Genomic DNA, 25,741 nt, shown 5'->3' on the forward strand with positions numbered 1-25,741 from the left:
GGCTGCAAAGACTTGATTTCTGCTAACTATCCGACTGTACACTTTGTATAGTGGTACTAGCTAAGGCATCAAGTCCGTCCATTCTTTACTAATTTAGATATATCATTAGGCGTAGTATTTTGATAAACATGTCTTATACTATTTTCTTGTATTGTTATATGAACCTGGGAAATTTAAGCTAACTGCTACTGACTTAAAAACCCTACTAACCTTACTGCCGCATATTTTACACGTTTCTAATGGTTTATCATTTATAGATGCTTCAACATCGAATCCAACGATATTTTTGCAATCCTCATTTGTGCATTTATATGAATATGTCACATTATTCCTCCTCTACTATTCTTTTTATTGAAGATAGCATCCTCTTTTAATTTATTTAATTCAATCCTTATTCTTCATCAGCTTTTAGTGCTTTATAATTATATCACAATATTTTAGGTTATAAATATACAATTTGTGATAGTAGTGTAAATACTCAAACAGAGGAGGCATAAAACATGACACAATCCAGCCATAATAATGCTAATAAGTTTAGTATGATAACTAAACTTGCTACTTTTTTGCCAATTATGAAAGGTTTTGATAGCATAGTCCATGTCGAAAAGGGAAGTTATTATACATTCTTTCAAGATTAAGCTTGGTTATATTTTTAAAATAATTATAGGGAACGTATAGAGATTAGAAAAATTAGGGATATGGATGACTTATTAAATACTGCTGTAAGTTGGATTATTCAACATAAAGATCGTTAAAAAAGAAGATACACTATTGTAAAATATGGAAGCGTATGCGGACAGATTTTACATGCTAAATTGGTCTATAAACCTTGGAATATTAAGTACATCACACATTGCAGAAATTACTGGTTTCATTCCTAAGCTATTCACTTAATATTTAAAGAGTCAATTTCAAAAAAAATATTTACATATTGTAGTATCTGGATGTTTTCTACAATTGCTCTTTTTATTGCAGTTCCAGTTTCAAAATTATTTTTAAGTATTATTTATTTTAATTATTTTTCAGCTAATTTTGATGCGTTAACAGGAATTGCAAATAGAGCTAATATAATGAAGCAGCTTATTGAAACAAAGGAACTTTGCGATAGAAACAAACAAAAGTTTGCGCTGATTATTTTTGATTTGGACAAGTTCAAGAGAATTAATGATGAATATGGACATTTGGTTGGGGACGAAGCATTAAAATATACAGCACAAACAGTATAGAATGCTATACGAAATACAGATTTTGTTGGACGTTTTGGTGGAGACGAATTTATAATTGCACAGAAGTTTATCAAAAATGAAGGCGATGTAGAAATAGTAATTAATAGAATATATAAAGAGTTAGAGATAGCACTTATAATAGGTGATAAAGAAATTCTAATAAATATAAGCAGTGGTGTCAGTATATTTCCTGATTGTGCTTCAGATATAGAGATTTTAATCAATCAAGCAGACAGTGCTATGTATGAAGGTAAAAAAAGAAAAGGATGTACATTAAACTTTTTTAAAAAAACTTGAAACTAACGAATTAACTTATATAACATAAAGAATAATTAGCAACAAAGAAAAGCATCTATGCAATCTCCTGTTATAATTAAGTTACTACACAAAAACATAACTAAGGAGAAAACATAAATGTTTAACAACTCAATTGTAACAAAATCATCGGCAATGATCATAGTATCTAAGAATAATGGAGGTAATATACAATGATTTTATATCATGGTTCTAATATTATGATTGAAAACATTGATTTAAATAAATGTATACCGTACAAAGATTTTGGGAAAATTCCCTGGGTAATGTTAAATACTTATAACAATCTAATTAGTCTTAACTATAAGAAACAGGCCTACTGCACCTATTAGTAAATAACTTAACTAAATTCTAGTTAAATTTAACAATATATTTATTAAATTTAACTAGAATTATAATTTTCTATTATTGATTCAATTTCTATTATCCCATTCAATTCTGTATTTCAGTCAATTAGCAAGAAGAAACTGTTTCCAGTTTCTTCTATGGTGTCTGGAAAGCCACCTAAAAAAGGTAAGATAAACTACCGAAATTTATAGAAATACATTTCGGTAGTTTTTTTGTCGTTAAAATACAATTAGCCTAAGTTTAAGAATAATTAACGTTGAAATCTAAGATATACTTCAGTATATAGTTATCCATTCTTTGTATATCCATTTTAAATAAATTAGAATCAAATAATAAAGCAATAGCAAATAGATTAGCTTCATACTCATTTGAATTTGATAATGAATCACCATTAAAATGATTACCTGCATTTTTATGTAAAACAGCATGTCCTAATTCATGTGCACAAAAAATTTGTTGTGATCTTTTATTAAAATTGGAATTTATACATATGCAAGGTGGCATATCTTCATAAGGTTTCAGTATATAGGCTTGCACTGCATTTTTTCTGAAAGAAACAAAGTTACAATTTATATTTAACATTTTTGCTATCTTAAACGGATTGTTTGTCTTATAAGTTTCTTTAAATTTGATAGCAGTCTCAACAATATCATTTCTTGTCAATCAGTCCATCCCCTTTAATGGTATTTATTTCTTATACTTATAGCTAATTAACTCTAATTGTCTCAAAAGTTCGTTGGCAAAATCAACTAATTCATCACGTCTCATTTTCTTTATATCATACCCACCATAAGCCATTAACATTGGCTGCTTTAATATGAATGTCATGGCATCCTCAGGAGTTTTTATGGTTTTGTATTCTAAAGAGGAATCAGTAGAGTCTTTTTCCCAACCCATTAAATAACTAGGCGTAGTATTTAATGCATTAGCTAAAATTTCTAGCTTATCAATAGGTAAATTTTTAATAAAGCCAGTTTCATAACGTTGTAATGTAGATTTACTTATACCGGTTTTATCTGCTAGGTCTTGATAAGATAAATTTTGTCTAATTCTTATCTCTTTAATTCTCTTTATTATTTCATTAGTTTCTCTTTCTTCCATAAAAAAAACCTCCCTATATAGCAATATTATACCATTTAATACCATGAATGCAACGAAATATTTCGAAAACTTAAAAAAAGTTGCATATTTGGGTTGACAGTAGCATATATGCAGTCATATAATAATATTATTCCATATATGTAATAAAAATACAAGGGAACAGGAGAGCGTTATGAATATAAATAAATTAAAGGGTAAAATGGTTGAGGCGGGTATTAGTCAAGAGAAGTTAGCTCAAAAGTTAGGTATAACAGTACAAGCATTAAATGCAAAGCTTAATAATAGATCATGCTTAACTATCGAAGAGGCGAAAGGGATAACTAATATATTGAATATTGAAAATCCAAGTGAAAAATTTTTTAATTCTAAAGTCCCAAATGTGCAACAATAGATTTAAAATTTGTAGTAAATATTTTTTTGTCTATGCAATTAAATGTAGATAATAAAAGAATAGAAATTTAGTAAAAGAAATATGCCTAATATAAAATTACTATCAATATCAAAGGAGGAATAATAATGGCTAAATATAGACAGATTTATACAGAATTTTGGAGTGATAGCTTTGTCCTTGAACCTACACCGGAGGAAAAATATTTTTATTTGTATCTTATATCAAATTGTAAAACAACACAGTGTGGTATTTATGAAATATCAAAAAGAATTATAGAAACAGAAACAGGATACAATAGGGATACTGTAGAGAAGCTAATTAAAAGGTTCTGTGATTATAATAAGATATTATATTGCGAAGAAACAAAAGAGCTTATGGTTATAAATTGGGTGAAATACAATGCTCCTAATAATGTAAATGCAATTAAATGTGTACATCGCGAACTTAGTAAAGTTAAACATAAAGATTTCCTTAAAATACTATTTAAAAAATGTAAGGAAGCCCAACTAGATGTAGAAAGAATCTTTGAAAATCTTATTACCTTGGAAGCTTGTTCTGAGGTTTTTACAGAGTGTTCCTTAGAAAAAGTGGGCAAGTTGCCATTGAGCCATACTTTAGAAAGGAACTCTGAAGTGATTTTCATAAATACCCAAAAGGCACCAGAAGAAGCTAGTAGTGTTTCTGTAGAAAATCAGGAAAATCAGGAATTAAGTGAATTTATGATTAACAAATCACTTAGTAGGCAATTACAAGCCCCTTATAAGGGGCTACCAAGTAATAGAATAAGAAGTAATAAAGAAGAAATAATAAATAAAAAGCAAGAAATAAGAAGTAATAAAGAAGAAGTATCAGAAAATGTAATAAAAGATAAAAATAATTCTTCGGTTGCTGATTATGAGGGGTTAAAAAATATAATTAGAATATTTGAAGAAAATGTACATGCTATTACACCTTTTGAATATGAAAAAATATTAGATTTTACAGAGCATGTAAGTAGTGAAGTTATTATCATGGAAATAGAAGAGACTGTGAACTATAACGCTAAAGCCATGCAGTATATTACTAAAATACTGCATAACTGGATTAGCAGCGGCATAAAAACTGCTCAAGAAGTAAAAGTTTATCAAAAACAATGGGCAAGTAAAAAGAGTAGCGACATAAGTCATAATGTAAAAAAAAGGTGGTTTCTGCGACTATGAGCAAAGAAGTTATGATTTTGATGCCCTAGAAAAACGATTATTAGGGCTCACGGATACTGAAGATACACTATATAAAAAATAAAAAAGGCGGTGTTTTATTATGGAAAAATTAGTTGAAAAGGCTAAAACTAAAGAGGGAGGAGCTATAGAAGAAATAATAGAAAAATTTAAATATCTTATATTCAAGGAGGCTTCAAGGTACCACATTCCAGGTTATGAACTAGAGGATTTAGTGCAGCATGGTTATCTTTCGGTTATAAAAGCCATAGCCATGTATAAGCTAGGTAGCAATAGTTTTTACGGCTACTGTATAAATTCTATAAGAATGAACTTCAAGGCCCTTTTAAAAGGACAAATAAAGCATTTTAGAGAAGTTCCAAACAATGAAATGCTAGATTTTGATACTGCAGGAGATTATGAATTTACCTTAGAGGATGAAGTAATTGCCCATGAAGAAGTAAAAAAATTATATGCTATGCTTGGCAGGCTTGAGCCTTTAGAGCGTGAAATCATAGAAAGATATTATATTTTGGAACAGTCATTGGGAGAAATAGCCTGTGATAGTGAAAAAAACTATTATCAATTTGCAAGAATTAAGAAAAAAATCTTAGAAAAACTGAAAGCACTTATGCAGCAAGCTTAGGCGGTTAGTTGCCTCCTCTTTACTGGAACTTAATATCTTTACTGCTTCTTTTGCAAGTCTATCTTCTACTGAATTTTCTATCCAATGCTCTAATAGAAGGCCTGGGGGGGTAATGGGGAGAATATTTAATATTGGGAGGGGGTGTTCTTAATTAGGATATCCCTTTAAAATTTATTACCTGTTTAATAAAAAAATATCAGAAGCTTTATGTATTACCATGGACATACTTGCTGAAGAAAAAGAAGATTTAAGAGAAGAACCAGTTCTAATGTTTATGGGGAAAGTCAAAGAAGGTACAAAAAAAGTAATAGGGTAATTAAAGAAGATGTGTTTAAGATTTTAGAGATGAATTGTAAAACACTATATTATCCAATAAAAGATGATGATATTTGCGGATTTGTCTATAAGCATAAAGATAATAAAATCGCATGTATAAATTCATCCATTCCAATGGAAAAGCAAGTGTTTGCTGCAGCGCATGAGTTATACCATATATTATATTCCGATATAGATAATGGAGAACTCGTTAATAGCGAGGTACTCGATGAAAAAATGCCACTTAAAGAAATGAGCAGAGAAGATAGGTATTATTAGAGCGTAGGTATAAGTTGTTTATAGCAAACAAAAGTTGTACACTTCGGTTCAAACATTTGTAACTGCCTCGAGGGACGTAGCAATAACTGAAAGTTACTGTTGGCTAATAACAACAAAAAAACTGTTCCAATTTTTGTAGAGAATCAGACGCCTTACAAAGATTGAAACAAATTTTGTTGTTGAGGGCTATACCACAGTTAGAGTCATCTCATGCTTAAGCATTTTGGTGAATCCAGTCCTACTAGGTTTGCGCAGTTGCTATTTTATGGATGCTTCATAAATTGTTCGAATTGAATCGGATAGCATCAAATTGAATTCTTTGTCTGTTTGCTTAGCGGTCAATCCTTGCGATAAGGCACGCGAAAAACTAGCAATAAGTCCGTGATTGTGCGCAAGTTTTTGATTTGCTTCACTTTGAGTGTACCCTCCTGATAAAGCCACAATACGTACAATATGCAGATTATCCATTAAATCGTGATAGAAGTTATTTTCTGTTGGTATTGAAAGTTTAAGCATGACTTTGACATCTTTGTCAAGGGCGGATAATTGATTGAAAATTTCATATTTTAATAGTTTTTCTGATTTTTCCTTATCCTTGCTGTGGATATCAACCTCAGGTTCGATAATTGGAATAAGCCCCGCTTCAGCTATTTTCTTGCCAATATCGAACTGTTGCTCAACTATTTTTCGAATTCCTTCTGAATTGGCTTCTTTAATGACTGAACGCATTTTTGTCCCGAAAATGTTTTTTTCAATCGCCCGTTTTAAGAGTTCTTTCAAATTGGGAATCACTTTCATGAGTTGAACACCGTTCTCAAGTCCAGCGAGCCCTTTATCAATCTTTAAAAAAGGCACAATACCTTTGTTCTCCCAAAGAAAATCCGCGGTAAATTGATCACCAACCTTACGATCCATAGTGTTTTCAAATAAAATGGCACCCAAAATATGCTCCGAATTGAATGCAGGGTTCGTGATAATACGCGTTCTCATTTCGTGTACCAAATCAAACATTGCTTCGTCATTTGAATAAGAGTTTTTCGAAATCCCATACTGCAAAAGTGCAGTGGGAGTACTGCCCCCACTCTGGTCCAATGCAGCGATAAACCCTTTTCCAGCATGGATTCGATCCATTTGTTCCTGATTCATATAATTATCCCCTTTCATTTTTATTAACTGAATAATATCTTTAATTTTATTATAGCACTTCTTACGTACAGATATACAGCTCGATTCCCATTAACAAGGAATTTGGAACCCCGGACTTTTTTATTGGTGGGATGCTTGTCGAGAGAAGCATCCACGTCAAACCCGCTAATATATTACACCATTTAATACCGTAAGGTAACAATCAATATGTTATAAAATATGTGTGGGATACCATTATATTTGAAAAGGCACACCTTTAGAACTATATAAAGTTATCAAAATTACTAAAGTTTACTAAGGTATTTAGGTCAGGTGCTTCTTCCCTCGCCATGACGCACATTTTTATCGTTACGATACAAATGATTTATTTAACTATACCATTATTACCGTAAATTGGTTTAAAAATACAGTGAAAAATTTTAGTCAAGCTATAAATAAAGCATAGGTATGGCTAGAATGACCTATTTGATTAAGATTTAAATGATAATAAGTTGAGTAGAAATGTTTATTGTGAAGCTTATTTTATTGACATTTATTAAGTTATAAATGCGACTCTATTGTAAAATATGGAATCATATGACATCGTTGAGTTAATATGAAATGATTGAACTTAGTCGTAAAAAATGTTATGCTATCAAGGGTAAACTAAGTAGAATGTCTTTGCTACATAAAAATCAAGTGTAAAATTGCAATTGAGAAGAAAATATATTGAAGAGCTTATTTTTATAGGCTCTTTTTTAGTGATAAAGAGAGGTAATAATATGATAAAAGTTGAAAATTTGTCCTACTCATTTCCGCAAAAGGATCTATATAATAATATTTCATTTACATTAGAAGCTGGAGAGCATTGTGCTTTTATAGGAACAAATGGCAGCGGAAAAAGTACATTGATAGATATAATTATGGATCCAGAAAAATATATGTTCGATGGTAAGCTCGAGATACAGCCAAATTGTAGAATTGGGTACGTAAGTCAATTCTCACAACAGGGCGAAGCAAAAGAAACTACAGTTTTCGAATATATAGGGGAAGAATTTATTAAACTACAAAATGAAATAACATCTATTTGCAGCGAAATGGAAACATCGACCGATATTGATTCACTACTAGAAAAGTACCAACAAACTTTAGACGCATTTGATGCAATTAATGGGGATGATTTCGAAAATAACATTAATAAAAGCCTAAATCTTGCAAACTTAATCAAATATAAAGATCTAATGATATCTGAACTTAGTGGTGGGGAATTTAAGCTTATTCAAGTAATTAAGGAAATGCTAAATAGTCCAGACTTAATGATTATGGATGAACCTGATGTGTTTTTAGACTTTGAAAACCTTAATGCGCTTAAAAATCTAATTAATTCGCACAAAGCAGCAATGCTAATTATTACGCACAACAGATATCTATTGAATCATTGTTTTAACAAAATTCTGCACCTTGAAAACATGGAACTCCAAGAGTTTGATGGAAGATATATTGATTATAACTTCTCATTACTTCAAACTAAAATTGAAATGCAAGAACTAGCTATTGATGATAATGAAGAACTTGAGCGAAATGAAAAGTTAATAAAAAAACTAAGATTTGAAGCAACTGAGTATGATCAATCTTCTAAAGGGAAATCTCTAAATGCTAGAGTTAAAATTCAAGAAAGATTAGAAAAACGTAGAATTAAATCACCATTTGTAGATATTAAAGAGCCCAATATCAGTTTAGTTACAGATAATGAAATGGTCGAAACCATTGCTTTAAAAGTTAATGATTATAGTGTTAGCTTTGATGATATGCTTCTAGAAAATGTTAACTTTGAGATTAAATCTACTGATAAAGTAGCCATTGTGGGTCCAAATGGTACAGGAAAAACCACAATACTTCGAGAAATCTTTAAAAATAATCATGATTCTATTGAGATAAATCAGCAAGTTGAAGTGGCTTATTTATCTCAACTTCAAGGCAAAACAGTAAATGAGTCTAATACCATACTTGAAGAGTTCTTAGATGCTGGTTTTAAAACTTGTGAAGAGATTAAATCATATATTTCAAACTATGGTTTTGAAGAAGAAATCATTAATCAAAAGATAGGGTCTTTATCTGGTGGAGAAAAAAATATGCTTCAATTGGCTAAAGTTTCTGCTAGTCAAGCAAACATGTTGCTTCTTGATGAACCGACAAGTCATTTAGACACCTATTCACAAATAGCACTGGAAAAAGCCATAGAAAACTATAAAGGTGCGATTTTAATGATTTCTCATGATTTCTATTCTATAGTAAACTGTATGGATTTTGTTTTAATCATTGAAGATAAGACAATTAGAAAAATGAGTATGCGAAAATTTAGAAAGATGATTTATGCTAATCATTTTGGTGTAGACTATTTAGAAATTGAACAAAAGAAAAAATTAGTTGAAACAAAAATAGAATTAGCTTTAAAAGATACTGATTTTACGCTTGCAAAAGTTTTATCCCAGGAGTTAGAAGAGCTGATTAAGTTATTCTAACCCCTGTAAGGTGCCTGTCGCCTTGAAAAAATTGGGAATGCAAGTTGCTAAGAAACTGGGCACGATGGAACTACTGAAGAAATTCGGTAGTTTTTTTGCGAATACTATTAAGCTGTTATAAAGTTAAAGAGTTTTATTAATAAGCATTTTGAATTTTACATAAATAATATATTCATATTTTTGATAATAAGAAAAAAGGTTTAAAAGCTTTTTTAAAAGATTATTCATTGTGTATAAATGATTTGAAGCTATATTATTCAACACTATTTTAAAGGAAATACTTTTTGAATATTCTGATTGCTGGTTTTTTTATTTTTTTGTGATACAATAACTTTGAATTTAACTAATACATATGTATAAAATATTAAATGTACTAAAGAAGGTGAGGATAAAATGATGAACTATTTACAAGTAATTATCGGAAATATAAATGATATTCTATGGTCCTATGTACTTATTGCACTACTTATTTTTATGGGGTTATATTTTACATTTAAAACAAAATTTGTTCAATTTAGATATTTAAAAGAAATGATATCTCTTTTAACTGAAGGTGCGGGAAAGTCTATTTCTAAAACTGATAAAAAGAAAGGGGTTTCTTCATTTCAAGCATTTTGTATGAGTACTGCTTCTAGAGTTGGAACTGGAAATCTTGCTGGAGTTGCTATTGCTATAGCTATTGGCGGTCCGGGTGCAATATTTTGGATGTGGGTAATTGCTTTAATAGGTGGTGCTTCTAGTTTTGTTGAAAGCACTCTAGCTCAAATTTATAAAGTTAAAGATAAACATGGGTACAGAGGTGGACCGGCATATTATATGGAAAAAGCACTTAATAAAAGATGGATGGGGATTGTTTTTTCTATATTAATTACTGTATGTTTTGGTCTTGTATTTAACTCTGTTCAATCAAACACTATATCACTTGCTTTTCAAGAAGCTTTTGGAGTTAAAACTGTTATTACTGGTTTGATTTTATCAATATCTACAGCAATTATAATTTTTGGCGGAGTTAAAAGTATAGCTAAGTTTTCGGAAATTGTTGTTCCTATAATGGCGGTTGCATACCTTTTAGTAGCCATATTTGTTATTATTAAAAATGTATCTTCTTTACCAGCAGTGTTCTCACTTATATTTAGAAATGCTTTTGGTTTTGAACAAGCCTTAGGCGGCGGTCTAGGTGCTGCCATGATGATGGGAATTAAACGAGGACTTTTTTCAAACGAAGCTGGAATGGGAAGTGCTCCTAACGCTGCAGCAACAGCAGAAGTATCGCATCCTGTAAAACAAGGACTGATTCAAACTTTAGGAGTGTTTACAGATACAATTTTAATATGTAGTGCAACTGCATTTATAATATTATTATCTGGAAATTATACAACTAAAGGATTAACTGGAATACAGCTTACACAAAGTGCTTTAAGCTCACAAGTTGGTGCTTGGGGAAATACTTTTATTGCTGTATGTATATTCTTATTCGCATTTAGTTCAATTGTAGGAAATTACTATTATGGCGAAACAAATATAGAATTTATTAACACAAACAAAATATATGTTTTTTTGTATAGAATTGCTGTTGTAAGTATGGTTTTCATTGGGTCTGTAGCAAAGATTCAAATAGTCTGGGATTTAGCAGATTTATTCATGGGATTAATGGCAATAATTAATTTGATTGCTATATTTAAGCTTGGTAAAATTGCTTTTGCAGCATTAAAAGATTACACTTTTCAAAAGAAACAAGGAAGGGATCCCGTATTCACAAAGAACTCTATTGAAGGATTAAAAAATGTAGAATGTTGGGATGAAGAATAATTTTCCGTTTTAAACATAAAAGGTAATAAAGTAAGGGCATGGCTAGAATGAACTGTTTGGTTTGTTCCAGATATTATTATTGATGCTACCTCTGAAGTCATGAAGAGGCGGTAATATAAAAATTATAGATAAAAAAACACTACTGCACTTGGGGGGAGCCCAGTGCAGTAGTGTTTTTAATTCTTCGCCATTTAAAAAAATGGTATTTAAATTATAGACTATTTTCGAGATTTCTATTCAATGTGGTATTTCATCATTAGTTCAAGTTAAAACAAAGGACAGTGTCCCATTTATGCAAGGAGTTTCTACAAAACTAAATGATTTAGGTGCCTGTCGCCTTTCAAAAAATGGAAATGAATAAATGTAGACCTTAAAAAGATTTTGGGAAAGGATTCTACTGTACAACAATAAAGAGCCAAGCTGAAATGTCCTTAAGATTTTATTTTCAAATGAAATTGTGTATGGTAAAATAAATATATAATTTAGAAAGTGTGCTTATAGCCAGTTTATAAATTTAAAAAAATTAGGGCATAATTCATAATAGCTATTAAATTTAAGAGAAAGAAATGGAGAAGATAAGATTTGAAAGGTAAATGTTATTATTGCAATGAGGAATTATCAGAAAGAACCGTTAAAAGGCATGTTAAAGGTTGTAAAGATAGAAAGGAAAAGATAAAAGAAGCAATGGCGAGTTCTAAAAAAACTAAGAGTCAATATGTTTTATCTATAGTTCCACAGTATGGATCCAAAGAGTATTGTTTATATATAGCTATAGATATAGATTCAACTTTAAAGAATTTGGATAGTTTTTTAAGAGATATTTGGTTAGAATGTTGTGGACACTTAAGTAGTTTCATTATAGGTGATGTAAATTATGACTCTTCAGTGGAGGAAGATTCTGAATTTTTTTTCAATGACGAAACAATGGATTTCGAATTGAGACAGGTAATTTCTGTAGGTGATAAATTTAGATATGACTATGATTTCGGTTCTACTACTAAATTAAAACTTGAAGTTATTGATGAGTATTTAACAGGGGAAAAACATAGTGAAATAGAAATATTAGCTAGAAATGAAGAAATACAAAATTTTTGTGCAAATTGTAATAAAAAGGCAGAGTATTTTGATTATGAAGAAGAAAAGTTTTTTTGCGAAGATTGCATAGATGAAGATACTGAGATGGTAGATATACCTGAATATACAAATTCACCTAGAGATGGAGTTTGTGGATATGAAGGAGACAGAGACACAGAAAAACAGTACTTGCCAGGAAATAAATTTAAGTTTAAGAAAGCTAAAACAAAAAGGCAAAAGAATATAGTTCCATTTATAGAGGATGATGAGTTTGATCAATATAATGATGAAGAGAATTTTGATTCCATTTTACATAGCGTAATGAATAATATAGATTTAGAAATTGAAAATAAAGCAAATGCAATGTTTAATAAAGTAAAAAGAGGTAAGTTTACACAGGATCTAAGAGAATTATTAGAATGTAATACCAAACCTGAATTATTAAAAATAGCATCTATGCTAAATACTACGAAGGTATCTAAGCTTAATAAAGGGCAATTAGTAGAAAGACTTTTAGATGTATATGAAGAGAAAATAACGCAGGCGTTATATTTAATTGATAGTGAAAGGTTTGAATTTTTAAAAAATGTAGCTGATAAACATGGATATATATCTTTTGAAGATCATAATTTCACATCAAACCCAGATTATTTTTTAGAATGCGGATTTGTATTTGTAGCTATGAGAGAAGATGGTGTATATTTAATCATGCCAAATGAAACAATAAATGCTATAAAATCCTTAGATAATGAGGAGTATAGAAAAAAACTCGCTAAAAATACAGAACTAGTAAAGCTATTCTGCGGAATGACCTATAACTATGGCGTAATGCTTATAAATGATTTTAAAAGCATGCTTAATAATTATGTTGACTATTCTTTAGGTGAAACTGATTTTTACGGAATAATTGTAAGTGGTTCATATTATTATGGTGGGTATAAATTACAAGGTAATATAGCCTATAGTATAATGGTGCCACTAGAAGATGTTGTCAATATTATTAATACAAGAGAGAAGATTTCAAGTGATAGTGATTTTTGTATTATAAAAAAGGATGAACTACTTGAATCTGCCAATGAAGAATATTTAATTGAAAATAAAATAAGTATGAAATTAAAAAGGCATTTAAAGAATAATTGGAAAATAGAAGATTCACAGGTTGAAATGATTATAGTTAATTTATATGCTGATATTCAAGAAAATGAAAAGGAAGAAGTAATAGAAAATATCCTATATGCATTAGGAGAAGCAAGTGAAAATGACCTTCAAAAATTATTAGTAGAGATAAATAGTTTTATAAATAATACTAGACTTTGGAGATTAAAAGGATATACTTTAAACGAATTAAATTCAGGACATAATAATACTTCTACTCCTAAGATAGGAAGAAATGACGCTTGTATATGTGGAAGTGGTAAAAAATATAAAAAGTGTTGTGGATCTAAGGTTATTCAGCTATTTTAATGAGAGAGCTGTTACTAGATTTACGGTTCAGTAGAATGAAATATGATGAATTTAACCCTCCATAGATAAATACTATGGAGGGTTTTGTCTAGTCATAAACTTTTTAAAGGATTATGTACTTTTTTGTAATGTAAAATTTTTTTGTGGAGATAATGAAAATCATTTGCAATTGATAAAATATATGATATAATGAATTTAATATAAATGCATTATCGCGGCAAAATAATATATTTTATGGAGGAATTTATGGCAAAGATAAGAACACCAAGGTTTAAATTAAGCAGAAGATTAGGCGTAAATATTTACGGACATCCAAAAGCAATGAATAGAGCTACAAAAGAAAGCAGTAGAGGTGGTAAGCAGTTATCAAATTATGGTATTCAGCTTATAGAAAAACAAAAGCTGAAATCCTATTATGGTGTGCTTGAAAAGCAATTTTCAAGATATATAAATAGAGCAATGAAAAGCAAGGAAATAACAGGGGATGCTTTAGTTAAATATTTAGAGTGCAGACTAGATAATATAGTATATAGAATAGGATTTGCAAGCTCTATACGTCAGGCAAGGCAAATGGTTAATCATGGTCATATAACGGTAAATGGTAAAAAGGTAGATATTCCATCTTTTGAAGTTAAGATTTCCGACAATATTGTATTAAAAGAGAAATACAGAAAAAATGAAATATTTACAGAAAGTTTTTTAGAGCTTAAAACATTTACCTTACCTTATATCGAAAAGGATTATGAAAATTTTGCTGGAAAAATTATAAGAATGCCTGAAAAAAATGAAATCCCAATAGATGTAAATGAAGTTTTAGTAATAGAGTTTTATTCAAGATAATATAATGTACAAATATAATAATTCATACTATTGGGAAGGTTTGATATTTGAAAAGCGTAACCTTTGGAAAAATTTATTCTTAGACTTGCCTATTAAAAAAAATTCTATATTTATAAATAGCACACTTATTAATTATAATAAAGATATATTAGATAGTAACTGGGCTTCTTACAATGACATAAAAGCCATTTTAGGTTTTTTGCAATATATATATATTCCTACTGGGTTTTTCTTTGTATTAAATGATTTGCAAGAAATTTACGTGACCCTGGGAACTTCTGAGGTAATTCTTGAAGAATTTAATGAGCAATTTGATGAAAATATTCATATTAAGATTATGGATAAGTTTGTTATAGAACTAAATACATATTGGGAATTAAATGAAGAAGAGTGTAAAATCAAATTGAAAAATTTTTGCCGTGAATTCAATGCCTATTGGAAAATGTATGATGAAGAATTATGTATAAATTTGTTTTATAGTGTAAATGAAATAGAAAAATATATTTTTGAAGCAGATATTTCACAGTTTACAGAGGTTGTAGAAGAAGAAATTGGGATAAGTAGAAAAGAATTTCATGGAAAATTTAGTGATATTTATGAAAATCAGTTTATGGCCCATATTTTTCTAAACTTTTTAAATGATAGCGTTGGATATATTGAATATTAAAGATGCATAAACAAATAATCACTATAGTAACTTAGATTTTAAGCTGCTATAGTGATTATTTTATATCTCTAATCTTTATATTTATGATAAATTATGGTAGTATATAGTTATTACAATAGACACACGGTAAATTAACTGTGTGTCAATTCATATTTCCATAGATTTTATTGCGTTTTTATTTGAATGCATAAAATATATAAAAAATATAAAAAATAGGGGTGATCTGTTAATGAAAAATTTTAAAAGTATTATAATGATGGGGTTTATGTTATTGCTAGTTATGCTGTCAAAGCCAGTGATGGCAATCGGATTAAGTAGTTTTACCGATATTCCAAATTTTTCTGTGGTAATAGGAGCTAATATGTATACTTTAGATTATGCAAATGATTTAAAAAATGAAAATCAAATTAGGGATGCAGTAGTTAAACATAAAGGTGATATTTTTATAAAAACAGGGGATAGCAAGTGGATAAAAAATGATGGTGGGATACAAGTGAATAAAGATTCTGTTGATATTTCAACTATTAAATATAGTAATGGTCAAGAGATTGGAGGTTCAATAGCTTCAAATGAAACAAATTCAACATCTGGGCCGATTAGTAGTAATATTTATTTACCAGCAGGTGAAGTTGATTTTCTTTCAACGAAATTAATAAAAACAGCAGCAAATTAAGCTACATTTAAGTATAAAATATTAGATAAAGCTGGTAAGGATATTACTAAGGCAATCCCCGCTTACGAGATGATGACGAATTTCTGGATAGATTCCAAAGGAGGTTCAATAAGTTTAGATCCACTAACAGGAACAGCTACAATACTATATGATTTTTCTGATACTGACCAATTTGTCATGGTACAATTAGTATGTTCTAATGGAGTATCAGGAAAATCAACCTTGGCTTTAGGTGATGCTAAAGCAGAAGATGTTTTAGAAGTATCAGATATTAGCATTGTCTCAGCTAATTTAATGACAAGCCCTAACAAGATTCAAAATAATGCTAATTTAATAAAGACTGGGGCAAACACAACTACTTTCCAATATAAAGTTAAAAATAAATACGACATTAATATTACTAAAAAAATTCCAGCTAGCCAAATAGAAGCGGTTGTATCTGTAAGTTCAACAGTAACCTTAGATCCATCAACTGCAACTGGTACAATAACTTATAATTCTTCTACTGATGTTAATAAACCAATTAGTATTTCATTAAAAGACAAATTAACTGGCCAAAAGGTAGACTCAGCACTGTTTACATCCCAGGATGTAACTGAAAATCCCAGGGTCAGTAAGATTACTATAACTTCAGATAGAATAGGAATTGCTCCTTTAACAAGAATTGGTTATACAACATATAGTGTATTTAATCAATATGGATTTGATATTACAAATTCAACCCTTAGTGATGGTGTAAAATTCAAAAGTGAAGCTGGTACAATTGTATCCAAGGGTGGTATAATTACAATGACAGCCAATACAGGTACTAATCTTAGTACGCTTAAATCAGTAGTAATAACCGGTAGTGATTCAATTACTGGAACTTCAACAAGTGCTACATTGGATGTAAGATAATGTAATATTATGAAATTAAATAATTATTCAAAATGCCGTATTATTCAGAAGTGAATTCTACGGCATTTTGCGTCGCTTATGGAAAATATGTTGAGTTAAAAATGGGTGGGATATATGGATATTCACTACCCATATTTATCGGTGTAACCATGCTTTTGTTTTTAGCGAGTATTCCATATTTTAGTTAGAAATGATAATTCAAATTAATTGGTTACGTAGTTTAAATTTACTTTAAAGTTGATCTGCAATTGTTATTACGGTGGTAATATTATTATATTAAATAAGTTGAATGTAACACAATATCAATTGAGTTACATTCATATTGAGGCTATGAGATATTCCAATGTTTTTTATATAGTAGATTGATAGCCGTGGTGCCAGACACCTTACAGGGATTGGAAGTTTACTGATAATCTCTGTTGCTAATTTGGTAGGCTATATATAAATTTGAGTTGATTTTTCCAGTTATGTTTTATTTTTTTTGGTTATCTTTAAAGTGCTTATAAGTCAAATACACAAAGGGAAACAGCACACATAATATTACTACTGGGGTTGGTAAAGCTTGCATAGATATCTCTCCTTTCTCAAAATAAATAAGTTATATCAATTCTTTTTTTGAGTAAATTTTTATAGATACGCTCATAGAAATAAAGAGAATAGCAATTATAGCCACAATCGCTATCAGGTACTGGACAAACATAGGCAGTGCAGACAATCCCGTGAAATCAAGTTTGATATTGGCTTTTATTAATAAAGGTATTAAAAATGGTGTTCCCATGATTAATATCATGAAGAAATACTTTGTTTTTTCAAAGCCCAATTTATATTGTATAGGTGTATATACGCCAAATAAGATTACTGAAATCAGCAGAGTAATAAGGTAGCTAGATGGAGTAAGAAATTCAATTTTGGCAAATAGCAGTGCTAATAAGTAGTATGCCACACAGCAATAAGCAAATATCAATAGGAGAAAAGCATATCTTGCTTTTACAAGAGTACTGCGGGAGTATGGCGTAGAACATAGCAGGGCTTCAGCTTTAGGGTATTTCATTTCTGCCATCAAAACATATTGATACAACATAAACACCGCAAAAATTACCGATACCACAAAAGCACTAAGCCCCAAAAGTTGGGATACTTGTATCATTATAAAAAGGGGTATAGCAAATGGTAAAACCACCAAAAGTGGCAAATATTTTTTTATAAGTAAGAAGTCTTTTTTAACAAGATGGAACAGCATTATCTTTCACCTCCTTCCACATAGCCTAGCATAATATCTTCTATGCTAGGTCTTTCAACCAAAATGTTTTTTATGCTTTTTTGAACTTGAGATAATTTATTGGTGATACCCGTAAATCCAAATCCTGTTTCTTGAATATTTAAGAATAGTTTTCTGGTTTCAACAGTCAAGTCATTGTTATCACCTTTTACTAATCGATGGGTATCCATCAATGTATCCTTTTCTTCCTCGAACAAGATTTTGCCATTGTTAATAAGAATTATCATATCTGCAATTTTATCAAGATCAGACGTGATGTGCGTTGAAAAGAAAACACTTTTGCCACCTTGTTTCATATAATCTGTCAAGATATTCATGAATTGGTTTCGAATTAAGGGATCAAGTCCACTTGTAGGTTCGTCCATAATAAGCAAGTCTGCCTCATGGGAGAGTGCCAAAGTCAATGCGAACTTCATACGCATACCTTTTGAAAGTGTTGAAATCTTCTGGCGTGGATTAAGTGAAAAACCTTCCATATAGGTTTTGTAATCTCGTTCATTCCACCTGGAATATGCCGGTGCAATAATGCTTTTCATTTCTTTCATGGTTAATTCATCATAAAAGCAGCCATCATCCAGCACAACTCCAATACGGTTTTTTAACTCAGACTCCTGCGTATCCATATCCTTTCCAAAGAATTTGATAGTACCGGCATTTCTCATTACAAGACCAAGAATGCTCCGTATAGTGGTTGTTTTACCTGCCCCGTTAATACCTATAAAACCTGTAATACAATCTTCTTGTAAAGAAAAACTAAGATCAGAAAGAGCAAATTTCTCATAAGATTTATTTAATCCTGATACTTCTAATACATTGCTCATTGTTCATCCTCCTCATATAAAATATTCATCATTTCATTTAATTCCTCTTTTGAAATTTTTAATGTCTTTGCTGTTTGAATTAAGTCCTGCATTTTTTGTTCAACAATGCGCCGTTTAGAGTCACGAAGTAGTTCTAAATTACCAGCAGAAATAAAAGTGCCAATGCCCACCTGACTTGTAATAAAGCCCTCTTGCTCTAATTCATTGTAGACACGGCGAATAGTAAGAACGCTTACTTTCAAATCAGTGGCAAAATTTCTGATAGATGGAAGTGGATCACCCTCAGACATCTCACCTTTAAAAATAATATCTTTTAGTTGGTCTTTTATTTGTTGGTATAGGGGTATATTAGATATATTTGAAATTAAAATCTTCATATTACATTATCACCTTCCTAAGTACACGGTGTGTATATTCTTAATACACACTATACACTTAGGCTCTATTTTTGTCAACAGGTTAAAGGACAAAGAAAAGTGCATCATGTAACTAGCAGAGGAAATTTACTTTACTACAGGTTCTAGTCCAACAAAGGGAACTAATTAATTTCAGAGGAAATCGTTGCTTAAGGAAGAATTTTTTTTACTGGATGTGTTATAGTATTATAAGGTCAGGTGACCCCTGGTAAGGTATTATGAAATAATGGAGAAGAACATTAATAATTGAAGTTGTGATGAGAACAGTCAATATTGGACATATACGAGATTTTAAAAATATATTAAATGAGGCTATTCTAAAAAATTTAAACAGCATGAAGAAAGCAATAACTCTTCCGATTCGTGTGTTTACAACCGTAACGTACTGTGAATTTTTTTATGGATTCCTTTGATGGGTGTAAGTAATTGAGGTATAATAATATTAAGTACATCAGTTTATGAAAATAGTATATAAGAAGGCGATTTTATATATTTTTGAAATAATATACAAAGACAAAATAGTTAATGATATCATTATGCATACATATGAACTAAATAAGAAATAGGGTTTAATAAAAAAGGGTATCATTGATAATTTGATATGGCGGTGAATAAAAATGAAGTTGAAAAAAATTAGATTTGATAATCATGAAATACTGAACAATCTAGAAGTGAATTTTTGTAACAGTAATGGAATTCCTTTAAATACTGTAGTTATAATCGGTAGTAATGGAACTGGTAAGACTACCTTGCTAAAAAGTTTGTTCGACTCTTTCGAAGTGGCTCACAAGTCATATAATAGTAAAAACATAAGGGATCTTGAGTTACACCTGGGAAAGGTTTATACATCCGTTCAACTTGATGAAGAAGAAGGAGAAATGTTAACTCCCAATGTTAGAAATCTCAACTTTATTATGGATAAAGATGATCCTAAAGTTGTATATATGCCAGCAGAAATTAGTTTCGATAAGCTTAAAAAAGTTGATAATACATTTAAGCTTTATCCTAGTTTTTTAAACATAGTAGATCAAAGCATAACAGAAAATGTTCCTTCATTTATAGCTACAAAGATAAATAAAGAAATATTTAAAAACAGAAATAAAATTATTGGTGAAGTAATAGATAAGGTATGTGATGAAATAAATAGTATATTTTCCATTATGGAAATAGACGTTAAGCTTATAGGATTGTCAGAAGATGAAGACACAAAGCCAATTTTTAGAAATAGCTTTGGAAAAGAATTTGATATTAATGGATTGTCTTCAGGTGAAAAGCAACTATTTTTAAGAGGATTATCTTTAAAATTTTTAGAGGTTAATAATTCAATCATATTAATTGACGAACCTGAAATATCACTACATCCAGAGTGGCAGCAAAAGATAATAAAGGTTTATGAGAATATAGGGACTAATAATCAGTTAATAATTGCTACTCATTCTCCACATATAGTAGGAGATATTAAAGCAGAGCAGCTAAGAATATTAATTAAGGACAAAAATGGAGTATCTTTATTTGATAATGATAAAATAGATGAGACTTATGGGCATACCATTGAAAACATCTTAAAAACTACAATGAAATTAGAAAATGTAAGAAATGATGATATTTCAGCGAGGCTTAAAAAGGTGTTAGATTTATTAGAAAAAAATTCATTTGAAACATTGGAATTCAATGAAAATTTTGATTATCTAAGGAAGTATTTAGGCGATTTTGATAAGGACATAATGCTTATTAACTTGGAAAAATCAAGAAGGAGAAGAAGGTAGAAATTAATGTTAAGAATCAATAAAAATAAAGAACCGGATTTCCTTCTCAAATTCAAGAGAAAAAACATTCCAAAGTTATTTCAACAATATAATAATTTACTAGTTTCTTGTAATGAAAAGAATAGTTGTGGCAGTGTAAAACAAAATAAATATTCTGAGGAATTTATTAATCCAGTAATTGAAAATCCAAAAGATTTTCTTACATATAATCTAGCCAGTGGAGAAATTATTCCAATATATAAAGATGTAGTGGATATAAGAAACAAAAGAGCGTCATACACTATTGAACTTCTAAATCTCAATAATCATGTTTTAAAAGATGCAAGGAAGAACTTGATACAGATTTTAGAAGTATACAGAGAGAATTTTGAAGAAATTACAACCTATCTACAATACTTTTTAGATGATGGCCATAACTTTCCAAGTTTAATAAGGTTCTACATGGAAGGGTAAAATATATGATTTTAAATCTATCAATGAAAACTAATAAAAAATCTCAACTTTAAAAATTTATTTTAAAGTTGAGATTTTTTTATTGAATTTTTTTATTGATGTCGCCAACAACATCAAGCATAGTAACCTTTCTTAGAGCATTTTCCATTGCTTTTTGTGCACTAAGCAAAGTGACTTCGATAACAGATTGAATGTTTGCACCTATTGGGCAATTGGGATTTGGATTTGGATGAATTTGAAACAAACCACCATTTTCAACTACGTCTACCGCTTTGTATACTTCTAATAAACTTATATCTTCAATATGTTTAGTGAGATAGGAACCGCCAGTTCCGCGTTTCATATCAACAAGGCCTGCATTCTTAAGCATTCCAAGTATTCTTCTAATTACCACTGCATTGGTATTCACACTTCCTGCAATCATATCTGAGGTGGGCAATGGATTTGCATAAATTGATAGAATAGATAATATATGGACTGCTACCGGGAATCGACTACTTATTTTCATGACCAAAACCCCTTTTTATCTATTTATTGCTTATGAATCCTAATTTAAAATTATTTCAACTTTTTATTAGGAGTTATGAGTTATACACAAACAATACTATCACATAGACGCCTATCCTTCCAATAGAATTTTATCAAGTCCCTTAAAATTGCTATAGCCTTGTGCTATTATTGTTCGTTTATTATCTTTTTCAAGAATAATCGTTGGAAAACTCTGTACTCCTAATTTTTCTCCTTTTTTAAAGTATTCAAAAGTTTCTTCCATCAATTCCTCTGAAAGAAATTTTTTCTCAAAGTCTTCTTTAGAAACACCAAAACTTTCGGCAATTTTGCTATAGATAGAAATATCATTCATGTCTTCTCCGTTTACAAAGAAGGCCTCCTGTATTTTTTTTACAAAATCAAAGGACATGTCTTTATTTAATTTTTGAAAGAGAACCACTGCTTTTGCACCTGGCAAGCTATCAAGAATTCTATCACTGCTATCTAATACATTTTTATTGAAGCCTTCACCAAAGTGTATACCAGTTAAGGCCTCTACTCTAACATTGCTAGTTTTTATAAATTCACCTAGACGAGTGTCCATGGTTTTAACTTCATCACCTATCCACATACCTCCAGGTATGATTTCAAAGTCATATTTATCTTTATGATTTTTATGGATTCTAGTAATAACATCGCTAAAACCATAGCACCATCCACACATTGTATCCATAATGTAATATACTTTATTTTTCATATTTTTATACCTCCTAAAATATTAGTATCCAATAGTAAATCTTTGGCGAGAAAATTTTGGATTTGAAGCTTCGTCAAGAAGAGCTTGTGCATAGTCTTGAAAAGAAATTTTGCTTGCGCCTTTATCATCTACAATTAAATCATCTTTACCAAGCTTATATTTTCCAGTTCTGATTCCAGATTCAAATAGGGCTGCAGGACTTAAAACTGTCCAGTCCAGTTCATTTTCATTTTTATAAAGTTCTAAGGCACTAGTATGTGCTGAGCTAATTGGTTTCCAATCAGCAGGAAAGTTCTCTGAATCACCTAATTTAAGGCTAGGAGCCACGTATAGACTTCCTGCTCCACCGATAGCGATAAGTCGAGGTACCAAAGCTTTTTTTGTTGCATTTATTAAATTTTTTGTAACAACTAATAAACTATCTTCTGCTCCGAGCTTTGGACCAAAAGCACTAATAACAAGGTCATTTCCTTTTATTGCATTTACTAAGCTTGTTTCATCAAATGCATCTGCCTGAATTATTTTTAAGCTACCTTGCTTATTTATATATTTAGCTTGATTATGAACAATTGCTGTAACCTCATAATTTCTTGCTAGGGCTTCTTCCAAAATCACCTTACCTACATTTCCATTTGCACCTATAATTGCTATTTTCATATTTATCATCCTCCAAATTTAATTTTAATCATTAAGTTATATTTATTAATGTAACCTACTTGATTACGACTGCCGTTGTACTCATTATAGTTACAACAAGAAAATTTGTCAACTGTTTTTTTTAGTTTTTTTTAAAAACACCCTAGTAGGGTAGGGAGCGTGTTCCTTTGTCACCATCTAGCGCCTCCGAGGTCCAGGAAATTAACAGGTACAGTAAAATTGCCGTTGAATTAATTGAAAAAGAGGTTGATGAAAAATACAAGGAAAAGTCATTGTGGAAACTGTGGTAGTATAGGAAAACGTGTTTGCAAATATTTAACTGGAAAATGAGTAAAAAATAGTTAATTAATATATTTAATTAATATGGATTTGATGTTATAATCCTTTATAGGTAACCTTTTCCATTATTCAAATTGAAAAAAGATAAAACCTATTTTTGTATTAGAGGAGAAGTCTATGAAAAAGAATGCTAAAACTGCAATAATTAACTCGTTTAAACAATTATTAACCAAAAAATCTATAGATAAGCTTACAGTAAAGGAAATTTGTGAACATTGCAATGTAAACAGGCAAACTTTTTATAATCACTTTACTGATATCATGGATGTTTTTAAATTTATATTTTTTCAGGAATTATCAACAGATATTGCTCAAAACAGAACCTTTGAAACCTGGGGAGGCGGTTTCCTGGCTACAATGAATTATCTGAAGAAAAACTCGAAAATGATTCTACATGTATATAACTCTTCTTATTGGTGTGAGTTTAATACCTACTTTACAAATCTTTCTACCAGATTATTAGATGATGTGGTAGATGAGTGTGTTGAAAAAACCACAGTAAAATTAAAGGATAAAGATCATGTTTTCATAGTTAATTTTTATAGACATGTGTTTAATGGGCTGATTATAGACTGGGTAAGTGAAGGCATGGAAGAAGAACCCGAAAATCTCCTTAAAAAGCTCTTGACCATGATAACCGGAAGTATTCCTCGTTCTGTTCTTGCATTTGAAGAAGAAATAAAAGAATAATTATTTTAGATAAATGAAAGTGTATAAAATAGACACTTTCATTTTTTTGTCTATTGAAATGAATTTGACAAAAATTATACAATAGATATATAAAATACTATATATATAAAACACTAGATGTTTATATTAGGGGGGATAATATGTTTAATTTTAACTATGCCAACGGGGCATCAGCATTAAGTGTATGGGGTGTTTGGATAATTGTTTTCGTAGCGCTCTTTGCCTTTAATGAAGTAGCTCGCAGATTTAAGTATGTTGGTTTGTTTAGTTTTGTTGTTTTACCAATAGTACTTTCAATATTATGGTTTACGGTACTAAGTGACACAACTTATACAGACTGGTTCCATTTAGCAAAGGTGTATTCGTCTACAGCTGGATGTATAGGTTTTTGGTGCATCAGGCACTTTAAGGGGAAAAATAAATTAACAGGTAAAGAGTGGAGATTATCTGATAAAAAATGGATATTATGTTTTCCACCTCTTATTCTTGCAATTAACATTATGGAGGCAGTAATTCGTGATTTCCAAGTTGGCATTCAGTATGCTGGTGGGGGGACGTTAGCAGATGAAGCCATGTATGTACTTGGTGGTAACTGGAATTTTATGAATGGTATAGCGGGTATTCTAAACATCATTGCTATAACCGGATGGTTTGGAATTTGCATAAAGAAACAGACTTCAAAAGATGGCAGCAAGGATATGTTGTGGCCTGATATGCTATGGTTTTGGATTATAGCCTATGATTTATGGAATTTTGCTTATACTTATAACTGTCTTCCGGGACATGCTTGGTATTGCGGTCTTGCTTTGTTACTAGCGCCAACCCTCTGTGCATTTACAGTGGGAAAAGGAGCATGGCTACAGCATCGTGCACAAACACTGGCTATATGGTGTATGTTTGCACAGACATTCCCAGCCTTTATTGATAAGGGTGCTTTTGTCGTGTCGTCATCTTACAATAAAGGGGCACTATTTGCATTTAGCTTCATAGCACTAGCTGTAAATATAGCAGTATTTGTTTACATGATTTACAAAGTAGTTAAGACAAAGAGAAATCCTTATCTTGGCGAACTTTATACAGATTTGAAAGAATTTAAAGAAATCAAAGCGCTTGCAGAGTAAATATAAACACAAGCATTTTACTCATAATTAGACAAAATGCATTTATTGTCTATTGTGATGTCTCA

At 30.4% G+C, this 25,741-nt stretch carries 28 protein-coding genes and 1 pseudogene; 19 read left to right on the forward strand and 10 right to left on the reverse strand.

Going from position 1 to position 25,741, the window contains the following annotated elements; all coding sequences use genetic code 11:
• Nucleotides 1-138: 138 nt before the first annotated feature.
• Nucleotides 139-324, reverse strand: a complete 186-nt coding sequence (locus G9F70_RS10555) for an FmdB family zinc ribbon protein (protein ID WP_125003568.1) — start codon at nt 322-324, stop codon at nt 139-141.
• A gap of 176 nt (nt 325-500) precedes the next feature.
• Here G9F70_RS10555 and G9F70_RS10560 point away from each other — a divergent pair, with 176 nt between their 5' ends.
• The 3 genes and pseudogenes from G9F70_RS10560 (at nt 501) to G9F70_RS10570 (ending at nt 1,873) form a co-directional block, all read left to right on the forward strand.
• The gene (locus G9F70_RS10560) at nt 501-638 is read left to right on the forward strand and encodes a hypothetical protein (protein WP_164946280.1); all 138 of its coding nucleotides are present in this window, start codon (nt 501-503) and stop codon (nt 636-638) included.
• 306 nt (nt 639-944) lie between these two features.
• Nucleotides 945-1,523: pseudogene (locus tag G9F70_RS10565) on the forward strand (GGDEF domain-containing protein).
• A gap of 191 nt (nt 1,524-1,714) precedes the next feature.
• The gene (locus tag G9F70_RS10570) at nt 1,715-1,873 is read left to right on the forward strand and encodes a DUF3990 domain-containing protein (protein ID WP_164946278.1); all 159 of its coding nucleotides are present in this window, start codon (nt 1,715-1,717) and stop codon (nt 1,871-1,873) included.
• 256 nt (nt 1,874-2,129) lie between these two features.
• On the opposite strand, the gene G9F70_RS10575 is transcribed toward G9F70_RS10570, so the two are convergent.
• Both G9F70_RS10575 and G9F70_RS10580 read right to left on the reverse strand, forming a co-directional pair.
• Nucleotides 2,130-2,552: an ImmA/IrrE family metallo-endopeptidase gene (locus tag G9F70_RS10575; protein ID WP_164946277.1), complete on the reverse strand. Its 423-nt coding sequence runs from the start codon at nt 2,550-2,552 to the stop codon at nt 2,130-2,132.
• Nucleotides 2,553-2,576: 24 nt separating this feature from the next.
• Entirely contained in the window at nt 2,577-2,990 is a 414-nt protein-coding gene (locus G9F70_RS10580) for a helix-turn-helix domain-containing protein (protein WP_164946276.1), read from the reverse strand.
• 172 nt (nt 2,991-3,162) lie between these two features.
• On the opposite strand from G9F70_RS10580, the gene G9F70_RS10585 reads away from it, so the two are divergent.
• From G9F70_RS10585 to G9F70_RS10600, 4 genes are all read left to right on the forward strand, one after another.
• Nucleotides 3,163-3,381, forward strand: coding sequence for a helix-turn-helix transcriptional regulator (locus tag G9F70_RS10585; RefSeq protein WP_164946275.1), 219 nt, complete (start codon nt 3,163-3,165; stop codon nt 3,379-3,381).
• Between the two features lie 125 nt (nt 3,382-3,506).
• Complete coding sequence (locus G9F70_RS10590; protein ID WP_164946274.1) at nt 3,507-4,580, forward strand: DnaD domain-containing protein; 1,074 nt, start codon at nt 3,507-3,509, stop codon at nt 4,578-4,580.
• Nucleotides 4,581-4,680: 100 nt separating this feature from the next.
• On the forward strand, nt 4,681-5,223 hold the full coding sequence (locus tag G9F70_RS10595; RefSeq protein ID WP_164946273.1) for a sigma-70 family RNA polymerase sigma factor: 543 nt from the start codon (nt 4,681-4,683) through the stop codon (nt 5,221-5,223).
• A 327-nt stretch (nt 5,224-5,550) separates the two neighbouring features.
• On the forward strand, nt 5,551-5,817 hold the full coding sequence (locus G9F70_RS10600) for an ImmA/IrrE family metallo-endopeptidase (RefSeq protein WP_164946272.1): 267 nt from the start codon (nt 5,551-5,553) through the stop codon (nt 5,815-5,817).
• Between the two features lie 258 nt (nt 5,818-6,075).
• Here the strand turns inward: G9F70_RS10600 and G9F70_RS10605 are convergent, their stop codons facing one another.
• Nucleotides 6,076-6,963, reverse strand: a complete 888-nt coding sequence (locus G9F70_RS10605; protein WP_164946271.1) for a fructose bisphosphate aldolase — start codon at nt 6,961-6,963, stop codon at nt 6,076-6,078.
• Nucleotides 6,964-7,724: 761 nt separating this feature from the next.
• Between G9F70_RS10605 and G9F70_RS10610 the strand changes: the two genes are divergently transcribed.
• The 7 genes from G9F70_RS10610 to G9F70_RS10640 all read left to right on the forward strand — a co-directional run bounded on the left by G9F70_RS10610 (nt 7,725) and on the right by G9F70_RS10640 (nt 16,888).
• Nucleotides 7,725-9,464 (forward strand): ABC-F family ATP-binding cassette domain-containing protein, encoded by a 1,740-nt coding sequence (locus G9F70_RS10610; protein WP_164946270.1) that lies wholly within the window; start codon nt 7,725-7,727, stop codon nt 9,462-9,464.
• Between the two features lie 393 nt (nt 9,465-9,857).
• Nucleotides 9,858-11,273 carry an alanine/glycine:cation symporter family protein gene (locus G9F70_RS10615; protein ID WP_411956000.1) on the forward strand — a complete coding sequence of 472 codons (1,416 nt, stop codon included), beginning with the start codon at nt 9,858-9,860 and terminating at the stop codon, nt 11,271-11,273.
• Between the two features lie 582 nt (nt 11,274-11,855).
• Nucleotides 11,856-13,811 (forward strand): SEC-C metal-binding domain-containing protein, encoded by a 1,956-nt coding sequence (locus tag G9F70_RS10620; RefSeq protein WP_164946269.1) that lies wholly within the window; start codon nt 11,856-11,858, stop codon nt 13,809-13,811.
• Nucleotides 13,812-14,057: 246 nt separating this feature from the next.
• Complete coding sequence (rpsD, locus tag G9F70_RS10625) at nt 14,058-14,651, forward strand: 30S ribosomal protein S4 (protein ID WP_164946268.1); 594 nt, start codon at nt 14,058-14,060, stop codon at nt 14,649-14,651.
• Between the two features lie 85 nt (nt 14,652-14,736).
• A complete protein-coding gene (locus tag G9F70_RS10630) occupies nt 14,737-15,318 on the forward strand; it encodes a hypothetical protein (protein WP_224617512.1) in 582 nt (193 codons plus the stop codon).
• A 229-nt stretch (nt 15,319-15,547) separates the two neighbouring features.
• Complete coding sequence (locus G9F70_RS10635; protein ID WP_164946266.1) at nt 15,548-15,991, forward strand: hypothetical protein; 444 nt, start codon at nt 15,548-15,550, stop codon at nt 15,989-15,991.
• A gap of 69 nt (nt 15,992-16,060) precedes the next feature.
• Nucleotides 16,061-16,888 (forward strand): hypothetical protein, encoded by an 828-nt coding sequence (locus G9F70_RS10640; protein ID WP_224617513.1) that lies wholly within the window; start codon nt 16,061-16,063, stop codon nt 16,886-16,888.
• Between the two features lie 598 nt (nt 16,889-17,486).
• Here the strand turns inward: G9F70_RS10640 and G9F70_RS10645 are convergent.
• From G9F70_RS10645 to G9F70_RS10655, 3 genes are read right to left on the reverse strand one after another with little or no spacing between them, the layout of a single operon-like run.
• The gene (locus tag G9F70_RS10645; protein WP_164946264.1) at nt 17,487-18,128 is read right to left on the reverse strand and encodes an ABC-2 transporter permease; all 642 of its coding nucleotides are present in this window, start codon (nt 18,126-18,128) and stop codon (nt 17,487-17,489) included.
• Nucleotides 18,128-18,988 (reverse strand): ABC transporter ATP-binding protein, encoded by an 861-nt coding sequence (locus G9F70_RS10650; protein ID WP_164946263.1) that lies wholly within the window; start codon nt 18,986-18,988, stop codon nt 18,128-18,130. Before G9F70_RS10650 ends, G9F70_RS10645 begins: the two co-directional genes overlap by 1 nt.
• Nucleotides 18,985-19,365 (reverse strand): GntR family transcriptional regulator, encoded by a 381-nt coding sequence (locus G9F70_RS10655; protein WP_164946262.1) that lies wholly within the window; start codon nt 19,363-19,365, stop codon nt 18,985-18,987. The genes G9F70_RS10650 and G9F70_RS10655 overlap by 4 nt, the downstream gene beginning before the upstream one ends.
• Before the next feature lie 656 nt (nt 19,366-20,021).
• On the opposite strand from G9F70_RS10655, the gene G9F70_RS10660 reads away from it, so the two are divergent.
• Both G9F70_RS10660 and G9F70_RS10665 read left to right on the forward strand, forming a co-directional pair.
• Complete coding sequence (locus tag G9F70_RS10660) at nt 20,022-21,170, forward strand: AAA family ATPase (RefSeq protein ID WP_164946261.1); 1,149 nt, start codon at nt 20,022-20,024, stop codon at nt 21,168-21,170.
• Nucleotides 21,171-21,176: 6 nt separating this feature from the next.
• Nucleotides 21,177-21,623: an HNH endonuclease gene (locus tag G9F70_RS10665; RefSeq protein ID WP_164946260.1), complete on the forward strand. Its 447-nt coding sequence runs from the start codon at nt 21,177-21,179 to the stop codon at nt 21,621-21,623.
• Nucleotides 21,624-21,702: 79 nt separating this feature from the next.
• Here G9F70_RS10665 and G9F70_RS10670 read toward each other — a convergent pair whose 3' ends face one another.
• The 3 genes from G9F70_RS10670 to G9F70_RS10680 form a co-directional block, all read right to left on the reverse strand.
• A complete protein-coding gene (locus G9F70_RS10670) occupies nt 21,703-22,131 on the reverse strand; it encodes an Rrf2 family transcriptional regulator (RefSeq protein WP_164946259.1) in 429 nt (142 codons plus the stop codon).
• A gap of 111 nt (nt 22,132-22,242) precedes the next feature.
• The gene (locus tag G9F70_RS10675) at nt 22,243-22,869 is read right to left on the reverse strand and encodes a DsbA family protein (protein ID WP_164946258.1); all 627 of its coding nucleotides are present in this window, start codon (nt 22,867-22,869) and stop codon (nt 22,243-22,245) included.
• A 21-nt stretch (nt 22,870-22,890) separates the two neighbouring features.
• Nucleotides 22,891-23,526, reverse strand: a complete 636-nt coding sequence (locus tag G9F70_RS10680; RefSeq protein WP_164946257.1) for an NAD(P)-dependent oxidoreductase — start codon at nt 23,524-23,526, stop codon at nt 22,891-22,893.
• 167 nt (nt 23,527-23,693) lie between these two features.
• Between G9F70_RS10680 and G9F70_RS26980 the strand changes: the two genes are divergently transcribed.
• From G9F70_RS26980 to G9F70_RS10690, 3 genes are all read left to right on the forward strand, one after another.
• Complete coding sequence (locus G9F70_RS26980) at nt 23,694-23,816, forward strand: hypothetical protein (protein WP_263484294.1); 123 nt, start codon at nt 23,694-23,696, stop codon at nt 23,814-23,816.
• A gap of 166 nt (nt 23,817-23,982) precedes the next feature.
• Complete coding sequence (locus tag G9F70_RS10685; protein WP_164946256.1) at nt 23,983-24,555, forward strand: TetR/AcrR family transcriptional regulator C-terminal domain-containing protein; 573 nt, start codon at nt 23,983-23,985, stop codon at nt 24,553-24,555.
• 140 nt (nt 24,556-24,695) lie between these two features.
• Nucleotides 24,696-25,676, forward strand: coding sequence for a DUF5692 family protein (locus G9F70_RS10690; RefSeq protein WP_164946255.1), 981 nt, complete (start codon nt 24,696-24,698; stop codon nt 25,674-25,676).
• Nucleotides 25,677-25,741: the final 65 nt, after the last annotated feature.

Source organism: Clostridium sp. FP1, assembly GCF_011065975.2.
Taxonomy (GTDB): Bacteria; Bacillota; Clostridia; order Clostridiales; family Clostridiaceae; genus Clostridium_AD; species Clostridium_AD tagluense.